General features: G+C 69.5%; 16 protein-coding genes and 1 pseudogene. 12 read left to right on the top strand and 5 right to left on the bottom strand.

The window, feature by feature from the left end:
* Positions 1 to 1,248 precede the first annotated feature (1,248 nt).
* On the bottom strand, positions 1,249 to 1,974 hold the full coding sequence (locus V6U88_RS11300; protein WP_334452233.1) for a pentapeptide repeat-containing protein: 726 nt from the start codon (positions 1,972 to 1,974) through the stop codon (positions 1,249 to 1,251).
* A 672-nt stretch (positions 1,975 to 2,646) separates the two neighbouring features.
* Between V6U88_RS11300 and V6U88_RS11295 the strand changes: the two genes are divergently transcribed.
* From V6U88_RS11295 to V6U88_RS11285, 4 genes and pseudogenes are all read left to right on the top strand, one after another.
* Positions 2,647 to 2,793, top strand: coding sequence for a hypothetical protein (locus tag V6U88_RS11295; RefSeq protein ID WP_334452231.1), 147 nt, complete (start codon positions 2,647 to 2,649; stop codon positions 2,791 to 2,793).
* Positions 2,759 to 2,938: pseudogene (locus tag V6U88_RS30255) on the top strand (IS110 family transposase); the annotation flags it as partial. The gene V6U88_RS11295 and the pseudogene V6U88_RS30255, both read left to right, overlap by 35 nt.
* An 85-nt stretch (positions 2,939 to 3,023) precedes the next feature.
* Positions 3,024 to 3,914, top strand: a complete 891-nt coding sequence (locus V6U88_RS30250; RefSeq protein WP_442934616.1) for a transposase — start codon at positions 3,024 to 3,026, stop codon at positions 3,912 to 3,914.
* A gap of 124 nt (positions 3,915 to 4,038) precedes the next feature.
* On the top strand, positions 4,039 to 4,542 hold the full coding sequence (locus V6U88_RS11285; RefSeq protein WP_334452229.1) for a hypothetical protein: 504 nt from the start codon (positions 4,039 to 4,041) through the stop codon (positions 4,540 to 4,542).
* Between the two features lie 75 nt (positions 4,543 to 4,617).
* Here V6U88_RS11285 and V6U88_RS11280 read toward each other — a convergent pair whose 3' ends face one another.
* Complete coding sequence (locus V6U88_RS11280) at positions 4,618 to 5,421, bottom strand: protein phosphatase 2C domain-containing protein (protein ID WP_334452227.1); 804 nt, start codon at positions 5,419 to 5,421, stop codon at positions 4,618 to 4,620.
* A 355-nt stretch (positions 5,422 to 5,776) separates the two neighbouring features.
* Here V6U88_RS11280 and V6U88_RS11275 point away from each other — a divergent pair, with 355 nt between their 5' ends.
* Entirely contained in the window at positions 5,777 to 6,049 is a 273-nt protein-coding gene (locus V6U88_RS11275) for a tyrosine-type recombinase/integrase (RefSeq protein ID WP_334452225.1), read from the top strand.
* A gap of 358 nt (positions 6,050 to 6,407) precedes the next feature.
* On the top strand, positions 6,408 to 7,211 hold the full coding sequence (locus V6U88_RS11270; protein ID WP_334452223.1) for an HAD family hydrolase: 804 nt from the start codon (positions 6,408 to 6,410) through the stop codon (positions 7,209 to 7,211).
* A 72-nt stretch (positions 7,212 to 7,283) separates the two neighbouring features.
* Here the strand turns inward: V6U88_RS11270 and V6U88_RS11265 are convergent, their stop codons facing one another.
* Positions 7,284 to 8,030, bottom strand: coding sequence for an oxidoreductase (locus tag V6U88_RS11265; RefSeq protein WP_334452221.1), 747 nt, complete (start codon positions 8,028 to 8,030; stop codon positions 7,284 to 7,286).
* 320 nt (positions 8,031 to 8,350) lie between these two features.
* On the opposite strand from V6U88_RS11265, the gene acs reads away from it, so the two are divergent.
* From acs to V6U88_RS11235, 6 genes are all read left to right on the top strand, one after another.
* Positions 8,351 to 10,315 carry an acetate--CoA ligase gene (gene acs / locus V6U88_RS11260; RefSeq protein WP_334452219.1) on the top strand — a complete coding sequence of 655 codons (1,965 nt, stop codon included), beginning with the start codon at positions 8,351 to 8,353 and terminating at the stop codon, positions 10,313 to 10,315.
* Between the two features lie 270 nt (positions 10,316 to 10,585).
* Positions 10,586 to 13,369 (top strand): immune inhibitor A domain-containing protein, encoded by a 2,784-nt coding sequence (locus tag V6U88_RS11255; RefSeq protein WP_334452217.1) that lies wholly within the window; start codon positions 10,586 to 10,588, stop codon positions 13,367 to 13,369.
* Positions 13,370 to 13,739: 370 nt separating this feature from the next.
* The gene (locus V6U88_RS11250; RefSeq protein ID WP_334452215.1) at positions 13,740 to 16,046 is read left to right on the top strand and encodes an immune inhibitor A domain-containing protein; all 2,307 of its coding nucleotides are present in this window, start codon (positions 13,740 to 13,742) and stop codon (positions 16,044 to 16,046) included.
* 321 nt (positions 16,047 to 16,367) lie between these two features.
* A complete protein-coding gene (locus V6U88_RS11245) occupies positions 16,368 to 18,755 on the top strand; it encodes an immune inhibitor A domain-containing protein (protein WP_334452368.1) in 2,388 nt (795 codons plus the stop codon).
* A gap of 259 nt (positions 18,756 to 19,014) precedes the next feature.
* A complete protein-coding gene (locus tag V6U88_RS11240) occupies positions 19,015 to 19,428 on the top strand; it encodes a hypothetical protein (RefSeq protein ID WP_334452213.1) in 414 nt (137 codons plus the stop codon).
* A 76-nt stretch (positions 19,429 to 19,504) separates the two neighbouring features.
* Positions 19,505 to 20,437, top strand: a complete 933-nt coding sequence (locus V6U88_RS11235; RefSeq protein ID WP_334452211.1) for an alpha/beta fold hydrolase — start codon at positions 19,505 to 19,507, stop codon at positions 20,435 to 20,437.
* Positions 20,438 to 20,441: 4 nt separating this feature from the next.
* Here the strand turns inward: V6U88_RS11235 and V6U88_RS11230 are convergent, their stop codons facing one another.
* Both V6U88_RS11230 and V6U88_RS11225 read right to left on the bottom strand, forming a co-directional pair.
* Positions 20,442 to 20,807, bottom strand: coding sequence for a hypothetical protein (locus tag V6U88_RS11230; protein WP_334452209.1), 366 nt, complete (start codon positions 20,805 to 20,807; stop codon positions 20,442 to 20,444).
* On the bottom strand, positions 20,804 to 24,058 hold the full coding sequence (locus V6U88_RS11225; RefSeq protein WP_334452207.1) for an SseB family protein: 3,255 nt from the start codon (positions 24,056 to 24,058) through the stop codon (positions 20,804 to 20,806). The genes V6U88_RS11230 and V6U88_RS11225 overlap by 4 nt, the downstream gene beginning before the upstream one ends.
* Positions 24,059 to 24,105 lie beyond the last annotated feature (47 nt).

Below are 24,105 nucleotides of genomic sequence, written 5' to 3'. Positions count from 1 at the left end.
TCGTCTCCGCAGCCGCGGGGGCGCGCCTTGGATGCCTTCACGCTGCCTGCTGACGATCTACTGACACCGGACCGGGCAACACCCTCTGAGAGCGCGTTGGACGAGAGCGAGGAGGGTCTGTGAGCTGGTCCGGAACGCTTACCCCGAATAGGGACGACCCCCGTCGGGGGGATGCGGTCTCAGGCTGTCGCCTGCTGCCGGTTGGTAGTGACCCACGTCGACGAGCAGGTGCCGGACATCGTCGGTTGATGTTCCGGACCGACCCGCCTCAAGGCTCGTGCTGCCTCCTTGCTGCCTCGCTGCCTGGGCTGCGGTCGGCAGCCACCGTCGCCGCGTCGCCGGACACTGCCTTGCAAAGGCGGCTCGATGTAGTCGCCGCAGGCCGATCGATGGCAACGACTGGCGTTGGAGTCAGGGACAGTGTGCTCCTGTGCCAGCGGTTGTGGGTCGCTGTCATGCTTTCGCTGACTTCTCGCTGACGGCGGCTACATCCACCGCCGCCGGCAAGGTGGCTTCTGACGGTCCGGTACGCAGGTCGTCAGCCTCGCCCGGCTGCTGGCGGAGGGCTGCGGAGGGACCAGTAGTGCGAGAATTGATCAATGCGGTATTTCAGTGCGACTGGTTGGACGGCGATCTTTACCGGGACGGAGACCGAGAGCGGACGCATGCGACCAGTGGAGGCGTGGGATCCGGCTACTGGGCTGGCGCTTGTCGTGGATCCTCAACGTGGCGCGCTGCGACCCGTCACCGACTGGCCGGATTTCTCCCATTTGGAACGTGGAGAGCGTGTTGTGGGCGTCATACCTGGGGGTGGATGGCGTGCCCACTGGAACACTGGGTACGACGGCAGCACGCCGCTAACTGAGGCGGTACTTGCTTGGCTTATCCATAGTGATGGTCGAGCTACTCCGATCAGCGTTGACCCCGATGGCACAGTTGATGCAGCGGATTTGGCGGACCGCATTCTCGCGCCCGAACAGGGTCTGGAGTGAGTCGGCAGCAGCCCCGCGTCGCCCTCACCTGCCGCCATCCCGATGCTCCTATGGATGTCGAGCTCCGCCGCCAACTCGCTGGTGGAGCCGACTCCTTCGTCCCGAAAGAACGATCATGGCTCACTGGCCAGGCACTCGACTCAGCGTGAGCTGCGGAAAAGTCCAGTGCCGTCCCTGCACGTCCAACTCTGTGTGTACCCATCGTCACTCAGGTTGTCACTCAGCCGGAAGGGGTTTGCAGCACACAGAGCAGAGCTCAGCGCGTTGCCTTGGGTTCGGCGACGGGTTCTCGATCGGGATCCGCTCGGGTCACCAGCAGCCAAGCCGATTCACTTGAAGGAACAGTCCTCCACCCCTCCGGCCACACATCTGATCTCTCCGCTTGTGAGGCCGCCCGTGCTCCTCTGAACTCGGCCCCACTGGCGAATTCCGCTTGGTCGAAGATTGCAGCTCCAATAAAGGTTGCCCCGTCGAATTCGGCGTTTGAAAAGATTGCGTCGGGTCCACCGAACCACGGGTCTCCAGCGAATTTGGCACTCCTGAAGTTGGCCCTGTCGTTGAAGGTGGCATGGCTAAACCAGATGTGATCGCCGAAGCTCGCTTGGGCGAAGTTCGCCTCACCCTCGAAGGTAGCCCCGCCGAACCAGGCGCTACCGGCGATGGTTGCTCCTTGAAATTCGGCGCGCAAGGAGAAGCGAGCATTGCTGAATTCGACGTAACGAGTGAAGGTAGTCTTACTGAAATTTGTATATCCAATGAATCTTGCGCCCCCAAACCGCCCATAGCGGAGATGGGCCCGGCTCAGATCCCAGTAGTTGCGCGTTGCGCTGGTCAGATCAATGCCAATGCCTGGCCAGAAGGCGTGAAACGCCGTCGGTCTTATGGTTGCGATTTGCGTCTCACTTAGGGCGACCCCGCCGTCGTCCCCCTTATCCGAGACGACGAGATGGCGACATAGTATGCGCTGGGCAGTGCGTCGCACCTCACACTCTTGATAACAGCTTCTTTCCGCACTTTCGTCCGAAGGCGCATGTTCATTAAGCGAAGAGACTTGCGATTCAGAGCTAACCGCGGCGGGTGGAGAATAGGGCATACGCAGGTAGGCGCAGATGACATCAACAACGGTCTGACGTTAGTCGGGATTGTTTTGGGCGACTCGCTCCAGTGCATAAAGGCCCGCCAAACGTACCGCTGCCTCGGCATGGCCAAGCTGTTCGGCCGCCGCGTTGTAAAGCTCGTTATATGCCTCTCAATTGCGTCTTGTTCGGTATGTCGCTGCCGACGTATCGCCAGCAACAATGCCGCAGCCGCACCACCGGCAGCCACTGCCCCGAGGCCATACTTGATCGATTCGATGCGGAGCTTTGCCAACTCCACCGGCTGTGACGCCGCCTGTGATGCCACTATCAATAGGAGCACGGGGATTCTGGTGACGGCGTCCCCGCCGGCCGGGCCTGACCCGACTTTGAACTGGCTCCGTGGCCTCATGTGGACCCGTCGACCCGGTCGGCGGGGGGCGCCTATCTCGGCGCGCACGGGCCGGCGTGGTGACCTGATTAGGAGCTTGGGTTCGTCCCTCATCCCCGTTCTGTCCAGCGTTCTCCTCGTGCTCAGCGGCCGAGTCATGCCGTTCATGCAGCAGGTGGGAGACAGGATGAGCGAGGACCAGGACGTGACTGTCGGAGTGGACACCCACAAGGACGTGCACGTCGCGGCGGTGTTGGACCAAGCTGGCAGGGTGCTGGGCAGCAGAAGCTCCGACGACGATGCGCGGCTATGCGCAGCTGGCGACCTGGGCTGAGTCCTTCGGCAGGGTCGTCAAGGTCGGAGTGGAAGGCGCCGGCAGTTACGGCGCCGGGTTGCTTCGATTCCTGACTGACTACGGCCTGATCGTCGTGGAGGTTGATCGCCCGGATCGCTCCACCCGCCGCCGCGTCGGCAAGACCGACGCCATCGACGCTGAGTCGGCAGCCCGCGGTGTTGTCCGGTCGCGCCAGCGGCACTCCCAAGGCTCGCCACGCCCAAGTCGAGATGATCCGGGCTCTGCGCGTCGCCCGCCGTGGCGCGATGAAGGCCCGCATCCAAGCCGGCGGCCAAAGCGAGGCGCTCGTCGTCTCCGCGCCCGATGCAGTCCGACAGATCCTCCGCGGCTTGGCCGGCAAACACCGCATCCGGGCCTGCGCCGCATTCAGACCAGGCGCGGCGACCGATCCGGCAGCCGCCACGAAGGTGGCCCTGCGCAGCCTCGCCCGCCGCTGGCTCGCTCTTCAAGCCGAGATCAACGACCTCGACAGTCACCTGACCGCTCTCGTCACCGCCGTGGCTCCGGGCCTGGTCGCGCTGCCCGGCGTCGGCGTCGACACCGCCGGACAACTCCTCGTCACCGCCGGCGACAACCCCCACCGGCTGCACTCCGAAGCCGCCTTCGCGCGACTCTGCGGAGCAGCACCCATCCCCGCCAGCTCCGGTCGCACCGACCGGCATCGCTTGCACCGCGGCGGCGATCGCGACGCCAACAGCAATTGCTCGCGAAGCCTTCACCCACCTCGTCAGCGAGCCAGCGATGCTTCAATCATCGCCGTGACCGACAGTTGGCCCATGGCACTGCGCACCGCGCTCCGGCGCGGGCAACTACTCGTGGCAGAGGTTCCCGCCTCCCGGTCCGACCGCCGCGCCTGGATCGCGATCTACCCCCTACAGACCCCTGCCGCTGCCACCACCGACCAGCGATTCAACCTCTTCCACCGTGAGTTCGAAGCCAGCTACATCGACAACGGCTGGTGCGTGGGGCCAGGTGACGGCATGGCCGACGTGCGGACCGCGCACGCTCACGACGAGATGAAGCTCAACCAGGTGCTCACAGCGTGGGGCATCGATCCGAGCCAGCTCACCTACGCTCATCGGACCGACTATCCCGTCTGACACCGGCCCAGGACTTGCGGAAAATAGGAGCGTCAACATCGCCGGCGGCCGGCTGTCCGGTCTCGGGACCTGCGTGACACGTCAGATAGGGTGGAGTGAGCTCGGGCAGAAGGACGGTCTTCCGTTGACCCTTGTACGCGGCAAGCTGGGATTCACCGATCCCAGGTCCTTCAGCCTCATCGGCTATCGGTACGGCGGCCACGGGTACGCGTTGTTCCGTGGATTCCCTTCCTCTGCGGATATCGAGGATAGTTACGGCGACAGCGAGTTCCGGATGCTCGACATCTGCTTCATGAACATCGAGCGGATTTCTTGCTGGTCCGGTGTAGGGCCGATCCATCTGCGACACCCCACGGACGACGAACAGGCCGCCATCCAGGCGAGGATCGGACCGACCCGCAACACGAATGTCTACCTGTTGAAGCCGAACTCGATCGAGGACTACGTCGTAGCCAGCGCGGTCTACTGGGCGGAGTACCACCTCGCCCTTACTTCGCCGAGTCCTCTTGTCGCCGAGGATAAGGAAATCCGGGAGACCCATCCGCCGATCGGGAGGCCTGTGCAGTTCGTCGATCAGTCATGGACGCCGTACTCCCCGTCCAATAGCACCGACACGAAGACCGTCTAGCCGGTCGTGTCACCCACGTTCCGATACTGATCTGTCACGCAGGTGCTGAGACCCGCATCGCTGGCGCCGGCCGCCTCAGTTGGCGTAGACCGCCGTGGCGTCGTCGCTGCCTTTGTTGCGGGGCCACTTGGTGCCGTTCGGGTCGGCTGCCTCGATCGCTCGGACCCGTCGGATCAGCTCGGTGGGGCCGTGCTCGTCCAGGACGTCGAGCACCCCTCGCCAGTCGAGCAGGTCGAACATCGTGACCAGGCGTGCGGCGCCATCGGTCAGCACGGCCAGCCGTCGGACAGCCGTAAGCGGGATCTGTCCGGTGATCGCGTGGGTGACGACGGTCGGGTCGGCCGCAGCTACCCAGAAGCCTCCTGGCTGGTTCCGCAACGCCAACTCGGCGTGCTTCATCCGCAGCAGGGCCGCCTGCTTCTGAGCGGAGCCGAACGGGTACCGGTTGGCCTCGGCTCGCTCGGCCTGGGCCGTCGTGTCGACCCGGTCGTCGTTGAAGACCTCGATCCCATCGGTGGTGTCGACCACCACCGTCGTATCGCCGAGCACGAGGTACTGCAACGCGTCCTCGGTCAGCCGGATCAGCGCGGTGGTCGCCGACGGGGTAGCGGGATGGCGCAGGTCGCACTCTGGATGCATCCTCGCCGTGATCCCGATGGCATCGGTCAGCACGTCACCCAGTTTGCGGTCATTCTCGACGGCCAGGCCGGTGATGGTGGATCCCAGCTTCGCCGCGTACCAAGCCACCCCGTGCGCACAGCCGGTATCCGTGCGAGCGGTCGCACCGTCCAGGACGACGATCAGCCCCTGCGCGGCGGCAACCCAGTCCTCGTTGGGCCGTAGCGAGTGACCCGGGTCAGTCGCGGTCGCTACCCGCATCAGGCACCGTCGGGGCGGTACAGCGGTGTCAGCCGCTCGGTCGACAGGATCTTCCGCCGGTCCTTCGGGTCATAGACGCACTTGATGACCGTCGAGAACCGGCGGTTCTTCAGCTCCTTGTACAGCTCTGCCAGGTTGGTGGCGACGAAGTGGGCAGCACCGAGCGACCGGGTGGGACGGCCACTGCGGCGGTCGAACTCCGGGCGTCGGATCTGGCTGCCCTCGCTGGTTCGCGCGGCGCTGCTCGGCCCAGGTCGTCGACGCCGGACCGCATCGGCACCGGACGGTCTGGCCGGATCGGGAGGGCGTCGAGTGGTCGGCGGAGTTCACCACAGAGCGGGAGGCTGTCGCCTGCGTGGCCGCCAAGGCTGTCGGCGGGATGCGGTTCCACGACCTGCGGCACGCCTACGCCACTTGGCTGGTCACTGACGGCGTCCCGATCAACCTGGTGCAGCGGGTCATGGGCCACGAGCAGGCGTCCACGACGCTCAATCGTTATACGCACACCCCGGACGACTACGCCGCCCGCGTCCTGGCAGCTCTCGACAGCTCTGCTGCCTCTCTGCTGCCTCTGGCCGGAGAAATGCCCTCGGAGAGCCCTTTCGACGGGGACGGAGACGACCTGTGACCTGGGCCGCAGCGCTGACCCCGGAAAGGGACGACCCCCGTCGGGGGGAGACGGGGGTCGTCGGGAGGTTCGGCTCCGGGGGGGTTGAGCCGAACCCACTCAGCGGTCACGGGGGGTGCAACCGCCGAGGGCCTGCGAGTTGTGTTGTCCGAGATATGAATACTCGTCGTGAGGACAAGCATGCCCGAGCAGAGTGTTCACGTCGAGTGGTGTCGACCCCACTCAGTGCGAAAATGTGACCACAGCGTGTGATCGCCGTCACGTAAAGCAGGGGTTGCAACGGCTTACCCGCAGGTCGGAGGGGCTGGTGACCCCGGGCACCCGCCGACCTTAGACCATCGGGCTAGACTTTCGCGCCGTGGGCCGAAGTGCCGCTTTCTTCGATCTGGACAAGACCGTCATCGCCAAGTCGAGCGCCCTGGCGTTCGGTCGGCCGTTCTACCGGGACGGGCTGATCACTCGGCGTGACGTGGTCAAGTCGGCGTACGCGCAGCTGATGTTCCGGCTGGGCGGCACCGACGAGCAGACCATGGCCCGAACCCGGGACTATCTCGCCACTCTCTGCAAGGGCTGGCAGGTGGAACAGGTCCGCCAGATCGTCGCGGAGACACTGCACGAACTGATCAACCCCTACGTGTACGCCGAGGCCGCCGCCCTCATCGAGGAGCACCAGGCCGCCGGCCGGGACGTCGTGCTGGTCTCCGCCTCCGGCGAGGAGATGGTCCGCCCGATCGGGGCGCTGCTGGGCGTGACCGACGTGATCGCCACCCGGATGACGGTCGAGGGCGGGCGCTACAGCGGCGAGGTGGAGTTCTACGCCGCCGGCCCGAGCAAGGTCGACGCGGTCGGCGAGCTGGCGACCGCCCGCGGGTACGACCTGGCCGACTCGTACGCCTACTCCGACTCGTACAGCGACCGGCCGCTGCTGGAGTGCGTCGGGCACCCCAGCGTGGTCAACCCGGACCGGGCGCTGCGCAAGCTCGCGGTGGAGAACGGCTGGCCGGTGCTGGAGTTCCGGCACCCGATCCCGCTGGGCCGCCGGCTGCGGGAGCGCCCGGCCGTGCCGGTGGCCGCGGCGGCGCTCGGTGTCGGCGTGGGGGTGGCCATCGGCATCGCCTGGTACGGCCGACACCGCCGCGCCAAGGTCACCCCGGCCGCCTGACCAGACCCCCTCCGGCTGACAAAGCCAGAAGGCGACGAAGCCAGAAGGCCTCGACGCCAGGAGGCAGCGAGGTCAGGAGGCGGCGAGGACCTCGTCGCCGATGACGGGGAGCTGCTCGGCACCGACCTCGACGGCCGACATGTAGTGCCGCAGCCAGGAGCGCAGCCCGTCGGGGGTGCCGGTGGCGAACGCGCCGGCCGAGCCGACGTACTCCGGCTCCCGCTCCCGGTGACCGACGTCGACGGCGACCAGCCCGCGCGGGTCGAAGCCGCTGGACATCAGCACCAGCCGGGCGGCCGCGCGGGCCACCACGCCGGACGGGCCGGCGAACGGGCGCAGGTTCAGCAGTTCGCCGTGCACGACGGCGGCCAGCACCAGCGGCGGGACCTTGGTGCCGCCGGCGATCAGCCCGGCGAGGCCGTCCAGCCGCGCGCCCACCACCGGGTCGGCCACCGGGCGGCCCAGTTCGTCCTCGCTCACCACGTTGCGGGCGGCGAGCACGTGCAGCTTGGCCAGCGCCTGCCGGGGCGCCTTCGGCCAGAGCTCGGTCAGCCCGGGCAGCGCCCCGGCCACCCGTAGCGCGCCCTGGAGCACCGGCTCGGTGACGGTGCCGGCGCGAACGCTTTCGCGCTCGTGGGCGTACCCCTCCAGGGCCGCGCTGGCCACCGCGGACCGGAGGCTGACCTCGGCCGCGACCTGGCCGCCGTGCCGGCGCAGCGCGCGGTGCCGCATCGCCTCGTCGACCCGCTCGCGGGCCCGCTCGACGGCGGGTGCGATGTCGGCGAGCGCGAGCAGCGGGGCGAGCGGATCGGTGGTCACGCTGTCACGCTAGCGACCCGCCCGGTCCGGCCGGCCGCCACCCGCCGACAGGGCGACCCGGGCCACCCGCGCCGGTCGCATCCGGCCTCGCTGATCGACCCCGGTTTGCGGCATGTCGGGGTGACGAGTCGTCCGGACACCCCGACCCGCCGCAAACCGGGGCGGCGGCAACCGGCCCGGGCGCGGGGCGGGCGGGCCGTCGGGCGCGCGGTGGGGGCCGCTGGGCGCGCGAGCGGCCGCCGGGCTGTCGCGTGCGCACCGCCCCGCGATTACCCTCAGCCGGGTAGGCGACGCAGGTCACCCGTAGAAGGAGTCACCGCATGAGCGAGGCATTGGCCAACCTGCTGAACGAGACGCGCCAGTTCCCGCCGCCGGCCGCACTCGCTGCGGAGGCCAACGTCACCGCCGACGCGTACGCGGAGGCCGCCGAGGACCGGCTGGCCTTCTGGGAGCGCCAGGCCGGGCGGCTGGCCTGGACGAAGCAGTGGGACCAGGTGCTCGACTGGTCGAACCCGCCGTTCGCGAAGTGGTTCGTCGGCGGCCGGCTCAACGTGGCGTACAACTGCCTGGACCGGCACGTGGAGGCCGGTCGCGGCGACAAGGTGGCGATCCACTGGGAGGGCGAGCCGGGTGACACCCGCACCCTGACCTACGCGGATCTGCACAGGCTGACCTGCCAGGCGGCGAACGCGCTGACCGAGCTGGGCGTGACCGCCGGCGACCGGGTGGCGATCTACATGCCGATGGTCCCGGAGGCCGCGGTGGCGATGCTGGCCTGCGCCCGGATCGGCGCCACGCACAGCGTGGTCTTCGGCGGCTTCTCGGCCGACGCGCTGACCAACCGGATCCAGGACGCCAGCGCCAAGGTGGTGATCACCGCTGACGGCGGCTACCGGCGGGGCAAGCCGTCGGCGCTGAAGCCGATTGTGGACGAGGCGGTGGCGAACTGCCCGTCGATCGAGCACGTGCTGGTGGTCCGCCGCACCGGCGAGGACGTCGCCTGGTCGGCGAAGGACCACTGGTGGCACGAGACGGTGGAGACCGCCTCGGCCGAGCACACCGCGCAGGCGTTCGACGCCGAGCACCCGCTCTTCATCCTCTACACCAGCGGCACCACGGCCCGGCCGAAGGGCATCCTGCACACCACCGGCGGCTACCTGACCCAGACGGCCTGGACGGCGCACGCCGTGTTCGACCTGAAGCCGGAGACGGACGTCTACTGGTGCACCGCCGACATCGGCTGGGTCACCGGGCACTCCTACATCGTGTACGGTCCGCTGGCCAACGGCGCCACGCAGGTGATGTACGAGGGCACCCCGGACACCCCGCACAAGGGCCGGTTCTGGGAGATCGTCGACAAGTACGGCGTCACCATCCTCTACACCGCGCCGACGCTGATCCGCACCATGATGAAGTGGGGCGAGGACATCCCGGCCGGCTTCGATCTGTCCTCGCTGCGCCTGCTCGGCAGCGTCGGTGAGCCGATCAACCCCGAGGCCTGGATGTGGTACAGGCAGCACGTCGGCCGGGGTGAGCTGCCCATCGTGGACACCTGGTGGCAGACCGAGACCGGCGCGATCATGATCTCGCCGCTCCCCGGCGTCACCGAGGCCAAGCCGGGCTCCGCGATGACCCCGCTGCCGGGCATCAGCGCCGACGTGGTCGACGACCAGGGCAGGTCGGTGCCGAACGGCGGCGGTGGCTACCTGGTGCTGCGCGAGCCGTGGCCGTCGATGCTGCGCACCATCTGGGGCGACGACAACCGCTTCATCGAGACGTACTGGTCGCGGTTCGAGGGGATGTACTTCGCCGGTGACGGGGCGAAGAAGGACGACGACGGGCACATCTGGCTGCTCGGCCGGGTCGACGACGTGATGCTGGTGTCCGGGCACAACATCTCCACCACCGAGGTGGAGTCGGCGCTGGTGTCGCACCCGTCGGTGGCCGAGGCGGCGGTCGTCGGCGCCACCGACCCGACCACCGGCCAGGCGATCGTCGCGTTCGCCATCCCGCGCGGCACCGCGGACACGGCGGGCGAGGCGGGCGAGAAGCTGATCACCGAGCTGCGCAACCACGTGGCGAAGACGCTCGGCCCGATCGCCAAGCCCCGGCAGATCATGCTGGTGCCGGAGCTGCCGAAGACCCGCTCCGGCAAGATCATGCGCCGGCTGCTGCGGGACGTGGCGGAGCACCGCTCGCTGGGTGACGTCACCACGCTCCAGGACTCCTCGGTGATGGAGTTGATCTCCTCCGGGATGGGTGGCGGCAAGTCCGACGAGGACTGATCAGAAACGTACTTCGATCGGTGGGTGACGGTCCGCGCGGACCGTCACCCACCGTCGTTTCTGACGAGTACGCGCCGACGGTGCCGACCGGCGTCACATCGGTCGGTCGGATGAGGTCGGAAAGCTGAACGGCCACAGCAGACGACTGACCCCTGTCGTTCATTCTCTTTCTCATTTAGTTTCACGCAGGTCAGGTCGGTTCGATGGACATCGCATCGATGAAGCGCGCCGACCGGCACCTCCCTCCCCATGCCCGAGAAACGGAGCGGCATGAACACATTTCCGCAATCCGGGTCGCGCCGACGCCTACTCGTCGCGCTGCCCGCCATCGCCCTCGCTGCCACGTCACTGACCGTGACCGGCAGCGCGGCCGCCCAGACGTCCGGTCCCGCCCGGGCCACGATCGGGGCCGACGAGTTCTACATCAACTACTCCGAGCCGGCTGTCCAGCCGGACAGCGACGGCCGCGAGGTCAAGGGCAAGGGTGGCATCCACGCCCCGGCGGTCGAGGAGGCGCGGACGTACGACCGCAAGTTCGCTCGCGGTAACCCCGTCACGGCGAAGCAGCTGGCGAAGACCGAGGCCGAGGCGATCAAGACGGGTAAGAATCCGCGGCAGATCAAGCAGGCCAAGGGCACCCAGACCGCCAAGCTGTTGACCCTGCTGGTGGAGTTCAACGACCAGGCGAACGACGACTTCACCGACGTCATGGTCCCCAAGTCGGTCTTCGAGGACCGGAGCTGTGTCCTCGGCACCGTGCAGAACGGACCGAAGCACAACAACATCCCCGACCCGGCCGCCCTCCCGCACGAGGACAACAACTCGATGTGGGTCCCGGACTTCTCCCCGGAGCACTTCAACAAGATGCTCTACACCAAGGAGGGCATCACCGAGCGGGTCCGCAAGGACCTGACCGGGCCGGACGGCAAGCCGGGCGTCGACCTCGCCGGCCGCACCATGCACAACATGTACCTGGAGATGTCCAAGGGCGCGTACACGGTGGACGGGCAGGCCAGCCCGTGGATCACCGTGCCGCACTCCGAGGGCTGGTACGCGGCCTCGCGCTGCTTCCAGGACGAGAACGGCAACTGGGTCGCCGGGCGTCAGCAGTCGATGAACGGCCACCCGGACAACCCGCAGGGCGCGGGCCGGCTCGCCACCGACGCGGTCGCCACGCTCGCGAAGATGGACCCGGACTTCCCGTGGGCCGACTACGACATCGAGGACCAGGGCGACCGTGACGGTGACGGCAACGTCTTCGAGCCGGACGGCGTGATCGACCACCTGGTACTGGTGCACGCCGGCCAGGGCAAGTCCCGCGGCGGCGGCGCCGAGGGCGTGTACGCGGTCTGGGCGCACTCCTCGTCGGTTCCGGGCGGCTACCGGATCCCGGGCACCGACCTGCAGGTCTCGAACTACATCGTGCAGCCCGAGGACGCCGGTGTCGGTGTCTTCGCCCACGAGTTCGGTCACGACCTGGGCCTGCCGGACCTCTACGACACCTCCGGCAACGCCGACTCGGACGTCGACTTCTGGGACCTGATGGCCTCCGGGTCGCACTCGGGTGAGATCTTCCAGGCGCTGCCGACGCACATGGGCCTGTGGGACAAGTGGGTGCTCGGCTGGGCGGACCCGCTGAACGTCAACCCGGGTGCCACACCGCGTGACGTGCAGCTGGGCCAGACCTCGCGGACCCCGGTCGGCACCAAGGACGGCATCAAGATCAACCTGCCGAACAAGGTGATCACGCTGGCCACGCCGCACAGCGGCGCGAACATGTGGTACACCGGCGCCGACCAGGACTGGGCCGACGTCAAGCTGACCCGCTCGGTGGCGGTGCCGGCGGCGGCCGACGCGAAGTTCTGGATGTGGAACAACTACGTCATCGAGGAGGACTGGGACTACGGCTTCGTCGAGGTCTCCACCGACGGTGGGACGACCTGGGCCGAGCAGAAGGTCTACGACTCGACCGGCAAGCTGGTCAGCACCAACGACGGCTACGCCGACCCGAACGGCCGGATGGTGGACTTCGGCAACAAGAAGTACGGCCTGACGGGTGACTCCCACGGCTGGCGTCACGACTACGTCGACCTGTCGGCGTACGCCGGGAAGACGGTGCAGCTGCGGCTGCGCCAGGCGACCGACGAGGCGTTCCTGGAGCGCGGCTGGTTCGCCGACGACTTCTCGGTGACCGGCGGTGGCGCCACCACCTGGAGCGACAACGTCGAGGGCGGAGCCAACGGCTGGACCCAGACCGGCGGCACCTTCGTCGACACCACCGGCCCGGGCTGGCGGATCGACGGCGGCACCACCAACCAGGCGCACTACTACCTGGCCGAGTGGCGCAACTTCGACGGCTTCGACAACGGCCTGAAGTACGCGTACGACACGGTGTACTCGCGCGACGCCTGGAAGGTCGACAAGCTCTCCTACAACGCGCCGGGCATGCTGGTCTGGTACCGGGACACCGCGCTGGGCGACGTCAACCACGTCACCGCGCAGATGACCGCGCTGCCCAGCTACGGCGCCAAGGGTGGCCTGCTGATCGTCGACTCGCACTTCGACCCGTACCGCCGCCAGGGTGCGGCGGCCGTCAAGGACCCGTCGACGCTGGACAACCTGCCCAGCCGTCCGCAGTCCGCCAACGCGGCCTTCTCGCTGAAGCCCACGTACGGCTTCAAGGAGTGCCTGGAGGCGGCGAACGAGCCGTACAGCGAGTACTGCACCACCTTCGGTGCCCAGCCGGCGGTGCCGGGCTTCACCGACGCCAAGGGCTGGTACCCGGGCATCGAGGTGCGGGGTAGCTCGCTCTTCGCCCGGGACAACGACGCCTCCGTGGTGATCCCGTCGAAGGGCAACGCGGCCTACACCACCCGGGTCACCAACCCGGACGGCAGCCCGGCCACCGGCCTGTACGGCACGAACCTCGGGTTCACCGTGCTGGGCTCGGGCAACCCGGGTGACCAGGGTGCCGCCTACGGCGTCACCATCACCATCAAGCAGACGGCGAAGGACAACTCGTACGCCACGGTCCACGTGACCCCGGCTAACTGATCGTCCCGATTCGTCTGAGGGGACACACGGCGGGGCCCGCCCGGAGCACACTGCTCCGGACGGGCCCCGCTCTCTTACGCCCTCCTGCGCCTCCGGCCGCGCGGTGTGACATTTTCGTGAACGCCAGCGCTCCATGTTGGGGACTCCATAATCGCCGTCACTGTAAGTGATCGTGGCCAAACCGTAACGTGAATCGGCGGCCGATCGGCGGGTGCTTTGGTGGCGTTTTGCCCCGTGATGATGGGGGCTTCTCGCGGTAATTGCCCCGTGACAATTGTGTGAACCTCTGTCATGGTGAGTGACGCATGACATGACAGAGACGGCCATGGTTGTCCCCGTCATGTAACAGATCCACAAAGGAGGAGGACCTTTGAGGAGACGAGTCACAGCCGGTCTGGCTTCGGCCGCAGCCGCGCTGCTGGCGGCCGGTGTGGTCACGGCGCCGGCGTCCGCCGCCCCGGCGGCGGAGCCCGCCCCCGGCGCCGACAAGGCGAAGCACGGCAAGGACAACCTCCCGGATCCGAAGGCGGATCAGCAGCGGGAGCTCAAGAAGCAGGCCATCGCCGACCTGCTCTCCGGTAAGGCCAAGCTTCAGACGCGCAACGGCTCGAAGGTCATCCAGGTCAAGGACGACCTGTTCGTCGAGTACCAGCAGGCGCCGAAGACGGACCCGATCTTCACGATGCTGGTCGAGTTCGGCGACAAGACGGATCCCCGGACCGGTGGCGCTGCCGGCCCGCTCCATAACCAGATCCCCCAGCCGGACCGCAACTGGGACGGCGGCGCCACCGACGACAACAGCACGCTGTGGCGGTCCGACTTCAACCGGGCCCACTTCCAGGACATGATGTTCGGTCCTGGCGAGTCGATGCGGGACTTCTACTTCCAGCAGTCCGGCGGGCGCTACACCGTCAACGGTGACGTGAGCGACTGGGTGAAGGTGCCCTACAACGAGGCCCGGTACGGCAGCAACGCCATCTCCGAGGCCGACGGGTACTGGAACTTCGTCAAGGACAGCGCCACCTCCTGGTACGACGCCCAGATCGCGGCGGGCAAGACCCCGGCCCAGATCAAGCAGTACCTGGCCCAGTTCGACATCTGGGACCGGTACGACTTCGACGGCGACGGCGACTTCAACGAGGCCGACGGCTACATCGACCACTTCCAGGCGGTGCACGCCGGTGAGGGCGAGGAGGCCGGCGGCGGCGCCGAGGGCGAGGACGCCATCTGGTCGCACCGGTGGGCCGCCTTCCCGAACCTCGCGGGTTCCGCGGGTCCGGCGGGCAACCTCTCCGGTGGCGTGCAGATCGGCGACACCGGCATGTGGATCCGGGACTACACCACGGAGCCGGAGAACGGCGGTCTGGGCGTGTTCGCCCACGAGTACGGCCACGACCTCGGTCTGCCGGACTACTACGACACCGCCGGCGGCGACAACGGCGTCGGTTTCTGGAGCCTGATGGCGTCCGGGTCGTGGCTCAGCCACGGCAAGGACGACATCGGTTCCACCCCGGGTTACATGGACCCGTACTCGAAGCTCTTCCTCGGCTGGTTGAACTACTCGACGGTGGAGTACGGCAAGGGCAGCACCCAGGTGACGCTCGGGCCGGCCGGCGACAGCGACGGGCCGAAGGCCCAGGCGGTCGTGGTCAACCTGCCCTCGCAGACCCAGACCACCTCGTACAACACCCCGTTCGGGGGCTCGTACGAGTGGTGGGGCGGCAGCGCGGACGACCTGAACACCACGCTGACCCGTCAGCTGGACCTGACCGGTGCGACGTCCGCGTCGATCACCGCGAAGGCCTGGTACGACATCGAAGAGGACTACGACTACCTCTACGCCGAGGTGTCCACCAACGGTGGCGCCACCTGGGCCCCGCTGAGCAACTCGTCGATCGACTCCGGTGAGACCGGCGTCGACGGCTCCACCAGCGGCAACTGGGTCGACCTGAGCTACGACCTGTCCGCGTACGCCGGGCAGACCGTGCAGTTCCGCTACCGCTACCAGACCGACGGCGGCGTGCACCTCGCCGGCGCGTTCCTGGACAACGTGTCGCTGGTCAAGAACGGCTCCGCCGCCTGGACCGACGACGCGGAGACGCTGGACGCGGCGTGGACCGCCAAGGGCTTCACCCGGATGACCGGCTCGGTGACCGACACCTATCCCCGCTTCTACATCGCGGAGAACCGTACCTACGTCGGGTACGACGACACGCTGCGGACCGGTGGGTACAACTTCGGGTTCGCCAACACCCGCCCGAACTGGGTGGAGCGCTTCTCCAACCACCAGGGCATGCTGGTCTGGTACGTGAACTACGCGTACGGCGACAACAACACCTCGCAGCACCCGGGCTACGGTCTGAACCTCCCGGTGGACGTCCGTCCGGGTCACATCAAGGTCGACGGCGTGGGCACCATCAGCAACCGCCGCAACGGCTACGACGCGACCTTCAGCCGGTACGCCAAGCCGGCCCAGACCTTCCACCGCAACGGTGTTCCGGTCACGGTCCCGGCGCTCGAGGCGAACCCGCTCTTCACCGACAGCGGGCCGAACAAGTACTGGAACAGCAGCAACCCGTGGAACTCGGTGAAGGTGGCCGGCACCGGCACCAAGATCGAGATCCTGAAGCAGGGCACCAACCCCACCGACGACATGGTGGTGAAGGTCAGCAACTGACCAATTTGTTAACAGTGGGGCCGGTGGCGGTGACGCCACCGGCCCCACTGTTTTGTGCCCCGCCGCAATCTGATCGAAATCTGTCACTATGGCGTGGCGCTCGTGGATGCGCCCTGCTCATCCGCATTAATGAACCGCTCGGGTGTGACGGTGAAAAGCATTGCCAACAAAATCTTGCAACAAATCGACGTACGCATCTTCACAGCCGTCCCGGCAGTGTCTATGTTCACCTTCAGTCCCACTAGTGGGACGTCTTCACCGGCCCGTACCCCCGTTGGGCCGGTTCCCTCACACCGGAGGTACCACGTGCGCAAAGTCGCAGTGGGTCTGCTCGGGCTTTCGCTGACGGCGACAGGTCTGGTGACGGGCACGTCCGCCAGCGCCGCGCCGACGCCGAAGCTGCCGGCGGCCGCCCCGTCGGTCGCCGAGCCCGCCCATGTCGACCACGATCTGCCCAACCCGCTCGAGGACAAGCGGCGGGCGTTGCGCCAGGAGGGCCTGAGCGAGGTCCTTTCCGGCAAGGCCAAGGCGCAGAAGATCAACGGCAGCACGGTCGTCAAGGTGGGCAAGACCCAGGCCGAGGGGCGTAGCGCCCGGACGTTCGGGGCTTCCACCCCGACCCAGGACCAGTACGTCGAGCTCTCCCGCAAGCAGACCGACCGAATCTTCGTGATCCTCGCGGAGTTCGGCAACGATCGGCACCCGAGCTACCCGGACCAGGACACCAACCCGAACACCCCCGGTCCGACCCGGTTCGACGGGCCGCTGCACAACGAGATTCCGGCCCCCAACCGGGCGGTGGACAACTCCACCGTCTGGCAGGCCGACTACAGCGCTGACTACTTCCGCAAGCTCTACTTCGGGACGGGTCAGGGCGACGAGTCGCTGAAGCAGTACTACGAGGCCCAGTCCTCGGGTCGCTACAGCGTCGAGGGCAAGGTCACCGACTGGGTCAAGGTGCAGTACAACGAGGCCCGGTACGGCCGCTCGGGTGGCTACCCGTGTGGCTCGAACGTCTGCACCAACACCTGGGCCCTGGTCCGCGACGCCGCCAACAAGTGGGTCGCCGACCAGAAGGCGCAGGGGCGCTCCGACGAGGAGATCGCCGCCGACGTCAAGGCGATGGACCAGTGGGACCGCTACGACTTCGACGCCGACGGCAACTTCAACGAGTCGGACGGCTACATCGACCACTTCCAGATCGTCCACTCCGGCGGTGACGAGGCCGACGGTGACCCGCACCAGGGTGAGGACGCCATCTGGAGCCACCGCTGGTACGCCTTCGCCTCCGACCAGGGCAACACCGGCCCGGACAACTTCCCGGCCGGCGGTACCCAGATCGGCAACACGGGCGTGTGGATCGGTGACTACACCATCCAGCCGGAGAACGGCGGCCGGAGCGTCTTCTACCACGAGTACGGCCACGACCTCGGTCTGCCGGACGACTACAACGTCACCAGTGGTGGGGACAACAACAACGAGCACTGGACCCTGATGGCCCAGAGCCGGCTCGGCGCCAAGAACGACGGTGGCATCGGCGAGCGGGGCGGCGACCTCGGCGCCTGGAACAAGCTCCAGCTCGGCTGGCTCGACTACGAGGTGATCGTGGCCGGCCAGAAGCGCACCCTGGAGCTCGGGCCGCAGGAGTACAACACCGCCAAGGCCCAGGGCGCCGTCGTGGTGCTGCCGCAGCGGGAGTACACCTTCCAGAACGGCAAGCCGTTCGAGGGCACCAAGCAGTTCTTCTCTGGCAACGACGACGACCTGAACACCACGATGACGCGGACCATCGACCTCACGGGGAAGACCAGCGCCGCGCTGTCGATGAAGGGTCGCTACAACATCGAAGAGGACTACGACTACCTCTTCTTCGAGGCGTCCACCGACAACGGCCAGACCTGGGCGACGCTGCCGGGTACGGCCAACGGCAAGGCCCTCAAGGAGATCTCGCCCGGGCGCTTCGCCCTGGACGGCTCCAGCGGCGACAACTGGGTCGACGTCAACATCCCGATGGACGCCGCGGCCGGCAAGGTCGTGCAGTTCCGGCTGCGCTACCAGACCGACGGTGGTGTCTCCTCGGGTGGCTTCTACGGTGACGCGATCACCGTCACCGCCGACGGGCAGACCGTGCTCAGCGACGGTGCCGAGGCCGGCGCCACCGGCTGGACCCTGAACGGGTTCACCGTGGTGGAGGAGACCTACAAGCGCAAGTTCGACAACTACTACATCGCCGGCCACCGGTCGTACGTCTCGTACGACCAGTACCTCAAGACCGGCCCGTACTTCTTCGGCTACGCGAACACCCGCCCGGACTACGTGGACCACTACGCGTACCAGGAGGGTCTGCTGATCTCCTACTGGAACCTCCGGTGGGCCGACAACGACACGTTCGTCCACCCGGGCGAGGGTCGTAACATGATCATCGACGCGCACCCGCGGCCGATCTACAACCTGACCGGTAATCCCTGGCGGGCCCGCGTCCAGGTCTACGACGCGCCGTTCAGCCTGAAGAAGGCCGACTCGTTCACGCTGCACCTCAACAGCCAGCCGCAGTACATCCGTGGCCAGGCCGCGCAGCCGCTGTTCGACGACACCCAGAAGTACTGGTACGCGGAGCTGCCGAACCACGGCGTCAAGCTCCCGGCCACCGGCACCAAGATCCGTGTCCTGGAGCAGAACGGCACCTCGCTGAAGGTCCGCTTCTCCTGAGCCACTGATCAGCGCTCCACCGATGCCCGGGCAGGTCACCTGCCCGGGCATCGCCCTTTCCCGGGCCGGTGACCGGTGTGCGCCTACCCGCCCCGTCGGCGCCGGCCCGGCCCGGCCGAGCGCGGCGCCCGGCGGGAGGGAACCCCACCTGATCCCGGCACGTCCCATCGGTGTGACACCACGTACCGGCGTCCTGCCGGCCGCCCTCGCGCTGGCCCTGCTCGTCCCCCTCGCCGGCTGCGGCGGGAACGGAGGCCCCGTGTCCGACGACGATCCGACGACCCCCGGCACCCCACCCGGCTCCGCCGCGGCGGCGTCCCCGCCGCCGACCCCGCCCGGCATCGCGTCCGGCACCCCGGTACCGCCGGCCGACCGGCCCACCCCGCTCTCCGCGACCGAGCTGCCGACCCTGCCACCGCCGACCGGCCTGCCGAAGAAGCCCACCGACAACCGGCCGACCAACGTGGTCGCCGGGCGGATCAACCGCGGCGGCCCCGGGCCCTGCTACGGCCTGGTCACCGACGACGGCCGGCAGTACGCCCTGCACGGCCCCGGGATGGGCAGCTTCGCCGCCGGCACCACCGTGCGGGTCACCATCGCGCCGGCCGACCCGGCGCACGACTGCGGGCCGGGCGACGCCGCGCGCATCGTGAAAATCGACCCGGTCGGCTGACCGGGGCCCGACGGTCCCGGTCAGCCGCAGGGTCGGCGGGACGGCCAGCCTGCACCGGGGTCCTAGGCTGTGGCACATGACCGAGCAGCGTGGCGGACCCGTCGACGAGTCCTGCGTCCTGACCGAGGGGCCGTGGGCGCACCGTTTCGTCGGCGCGAACGGCAGCCGGTTCCACGTCGTCGAGGCCGGCGCCGGCCCGATGGTGTTGTTCCTGCACGGCTTCCCCGAGTACTGGTGGGCCTGGCACCAGGTGCTGCCGGCGGTCGCCGACGCCGGCTTCCGGGCGGTCGCGGTCGACCTGCGCGGCTACGGCGCCAGCGACAAGCCACCCCGGGGGTACGACGGCTACACCCTCGCCGCCGACGTCGCCGGGCTGATCCGGGCGCTCGGGGAACGGTCCGCGACCGTGGTCGGCACCGGCGCGGGCGGTCTGATCGGCTGGACGGCGGCCTCGTTCCACCCGACCCTGGTCCGCCGGCTGGTGGTGCTCGGCGCGCCGCACCCGCTGCGCCTGCGGGCCGCCATCTTCGCCGATCCGCGCGGGCAGTTCGCCGCCTCCACGCCCACCCTGAAGTTCCAGCTCCCCCGCTACGAGCACCTGCTGACCCGCGACGGCGGGGCCGCCGTCGAGGAGATGCTGCGCCGCTGGGGCGGACCGCACTGGACCCGGGGACCGGAGTTCGACGCGTACGCCCGGCGCTGCCGGGAGGCGATCCAGATCCCGCAGGCCGCGTTCTGCGCGCTGGAGGGCTACCGCTGGGCGTTCCGATCGGTGCTGCGGCTGCACGGCTACCGGTTCGTCCGGCTGATGCAGAAGCCGCTGGTGACCCCGACCCTGCAACTGCACGGGGCGCTGGACGCCGCCTCGCTGCCGCGTACCGCCCAGGGCTCCGGACGGTACGTCACCGCTGAATACGAGTGGCGGCTGCTCGACGGGGTGGGACACTTCCCGCACGTCGAGGCACCGGAGACGGTGATCGGCGAGATCCTCCGCTGGTCGAAGTCCTGACCCGTCAGACCCGCTGCTCGCGCAGGTCGGCCACCTCGTTGGCGGGCGCCCAGCCCTGGTAGACACCGAAGTCGAACACTTCCAGGCCCATCGCCCGGGCCACCGGCCAGCGCCCGCCGGTGTACTCCACCCGCAGCCAGCCGTCGTGCTCACCGAGCACCACGAACGGCTGCCCCTGCCAGGTGCAGGTGGTGCGCACGTACGCCAGGTCCTCGACCTCGGCGGCCGGGACCACCCGGACGTGCCGGCCGGGGCGTACCTCCTCGAAGCCGTCACCCGGTTCGGGCTGGTAGATGCGCACGTCGTCGCCGTCCGGGCTGGCCTGGTACTCCCGCCCGCGCCACCGGGCCACGTAACCGTCGCGCATCACGGCTCACCCACCTGTCGCCAGAGCAGCGCGTCGCTGTCGAGGAGGGCGATCACCCGCTCGGTGCCGTCCGCGCCGATCCGCCACAGCTGCGCGCCGTGCGGCAGCCGGGCGCTGTCCACCTTGAACTCGGCCACCACCTCGCTGCTGTCGCCGGGGGCGAAGCCGTTGCCCCGGAACGGCGGGCGCTCGATGACCCAGCCCTCCATCGCCCGCATGGCGGCCTCGTTCTGCCCGCCGTACGGGATCCGGTAGAGGCTGGGCCGGTACGCCGGCCAGCGGAGCACGTAGATCCGGTCGGCGTCCCGGGCGAAGGGCGAGTCCGGGTAGCCGAGGCCGAGCGCGTCGTGCAACTGGGCCGGGCTGTTGAGGTGCGCCAGCTCGTTGGCCCGGTGCACGAAACCGGAGACCCGGTCGTACCCACGCTCCAGGTAGTAGGCGAGCTGGCTCGGCGCCACCGCCTTCTGCATGGTCACCGGCCGCGTCGGGTCGGTGACCTGCGGGGCGTACCGGGTCCGCTCGGCCGGTTCCTCGGCCGCGACCGGCTCGGGCTCGGCCTCCACCTCGTCCCCGAGCCCCACCTCGGCCGCCCAGTTGGCCAGGCCGACGATCTGCTCGCCGGGCAGCTTCGCCCCGACCGGGCTGCCCGGGTTCACCGCGAAGGACCACGCCTCGTCCGGCCAGCGGCGGATCAGCTGCACGAACCGGACCTCGACCGTCTCCACCGGCTCCGGGCAGTGGTCGGCCAGCCGCTCGGGCGAGGTGTGCACCACCACGTACGGCTCGCCGTCGAGCTCCTCGGTACGCCAGACGAATCCGGGGTCGCCGGGACGGCTGCCGGGCGTCGAGTCCGGTGCCACCGGCAGCAGCACCCGGGCCAGCAGCAGGGTCGAGAGGAAGGTGTCGGTGCTGCCGGAGCCGGCGGCGTCCAGCAGATCCTCCTCGACGGAGTTGGCGGGCTGGAACGCCTCGGCCGCCCGGGCCGACGTCTCGGCCGCGGTGACGCCGCCGCCGGCCGTGAAGATCCCGTTCGGCGGGGTGGGGTCGTCGACCGGAGGCGCGGCGAACGTCGGCGCGGCGTGCGCGGCCGGCGGCGCCTCGACCCGGCCGCCGGTGGCCGACGAGACGCCAGTGGGCGGCGCGGCCTCGGGCCGGCCGCCGAAGGCCGGCGAGCCGGGGGCGGGGGGCGTCGCCTCGGGCCGACCCCCGAAGGCCGGCGAGCCGGGCGCGGCGGGAGACGACGGCATCCCCTCGGCGCGCCCGCCGAAGGCCGGCGAGACGGAGACGGATGGCGTGGCCTCGGGCCGGCCCCCGAAGGCCGGTGAGACGGGTGCGGCGGGAGACGAGGGCGTCGCCTGGGACCGCCCGTCGAAGGCGGGTGAGACGGGAGCGGCCCGGGGCGTGAAGAGCGATTCCGTGCGGTCGTCGGGGACCGCGGCGAACGGCTCGGTGGGTCCATCCCCGCCCGGGGTGGCCGGTGCCGCCGGTCCGTCGGACACCGGCGCGGGCGGCTGGGTCCGCTGCTCGGGGGCCGGGAAGACCGGATCGGCCCGCTCAACCCGGATGGGTTCCGTCCGCAGCTCGGAGGCGGTGAAGACCGGCTCGGTGCGCTGCTCGGGAGCCGGGAAGACGGGATCGGCGCGCTGTTCCGGGGCGGACGGGATCGGCTCGGTGCGGTCGTCGGCGGACGCAGTGGACGGTCCGGCGAAGGGCGACCGGGGGAAGGCCGTCCCCGCCGCGCCGGAGGAGGCGAACCCGCCGGTGCCGTTCCTGGCGGCACCGGCGTCCGGGCCGACGGTGGCCGGCGGAACCGGGTCCGGTTCCGGGGTGACGGGCAGGTCCCGGGACGCGATGACGGTGCCCTCGATGACGATGGGCGTGAAGCCGCGACGCGGTGCCGGCGGCGCGGAGACCGGCTCGGCGATCGACACCGGCAGTTCCTCCGCCGCCGGGGGCGCGGACCGCGCGGACGGATCGGGCAGGCGCTGGGTCTGCTCCTCGTCGGACGACGGCGCGGACGGCGGCTCGGGCACTGGCTGGCGTCGCGGCAGCGCCTGGGTCGCCTCGGCGTCCGGTGCCGGCACCCGGAACGCCCGGGTGGGCTCCTCCGCCAACGGGTCGGCGCGCCGGTCCGCCGGGGGCGGTGGCCCTTCGGAACGGTCGAACTGGAACGCCCTGGTCTGCTCCTCCCCCGGCCGGCTGGTCGCCGGACGGCGCCGGGGGAACGCCTGCCCGCCGAGCCCGGGTCGCGGTGCCGGTGCGGCGCGCTCACCGGCACGCAGCGGATCCCGCGACGCCCGGGCCGCCGCACCGCGTTCGGAGGCCGGCTCGAAGAACGAGCTGCGCCCGTTGGGCGGGCCGCCGTCCGTGGAGGGTCGCGCGCCCAGGCCCTCGCCGAGGAGCCGCCGCCGGGGCGAGGCCATCCAGGGCGGGACGGCCTGCCGAGCGGTGCCGTCGCGATCGGACGGGGGCGCGGCGGCGGGTCGGCCGTTGACCGGGTCCGCCGGTGGCCGCGGCTCGCCGCCGGGTCGCGCCCCGCCGTCGGCCGGCACCGCCTCCGGGTACGAAGCGGCGGCCGGCACGACCGGCTGGCCGCCGGCCGGGCGGGGTACGTGCGATTCGGGCCGGTACGGCGCGGCCGAGGGGCGAGCCGGGGGCGGCCCGGGGACGCCGGGGCGGGCGGTCGAGGCGTCCGGACCCGCGCCGATGGCGGCCGTGGGGGGCTGCATCGGGCGCGGCTGCGCCCGCGCGTCCGTGGCGGGATCCGGCGCCCGGGTGGCCGGCGCGGGGCCGGTGCCCTCGGCCCGGTCACGGGTGAGCGACTCCACCTGCTCCAGCCGGGCCCGAGCGCCCATGGTGCGACCGGGCAGGCGCACGTCACCACGGGAGAGCTGCGAGACGAACCACGCCGGCAGGTAACCCTCGACGGGCAGCCCCGGGTTGACCGCCAGCCACCACTCGTGGTTGGGCCAGGTGGCGGCGAGTTCGGTGTACGGGGCGCGGCGGCTGGGGCCCGCGGTGGCACCCAGGCAGGCGCGCAGCGCGGCGTCGGAGGTGAAGGCCAGCACGTGGGTCCGGCCACCCGTGGTCCAGGTGCCCCAGCCCATCGGCGCCTCGCCGGCCAGCGCCTGCGCGGAGACCGGCAGGAGAAGTTCGGTGCCGGCCAGGATGCGGAAGTAAAGTTCCTGGTCGTTGGCGTGCAGCGCGTCGCGCATCGCCGTCTCGGCCTCGGTAGCCGGCTCCCAGTCGGTCACGGCCACCTCTCCTCCCGCTAACAGGCCATAGGCATCGCGTACAACCT

This window comes from Micromonospora sp. CPCC 205739 (assembly GCF_036906795.1).
Classification (GTDB): Bacteria; Actinomycetota; Actinomycetes; order Mycobacteriales; family Micromonosporaceae; genus Micromonospora.
Note: the sequence above shows the minus strand (reverse complement) of the source record. Positions and strands in the feature narration are given on the sequence as shown.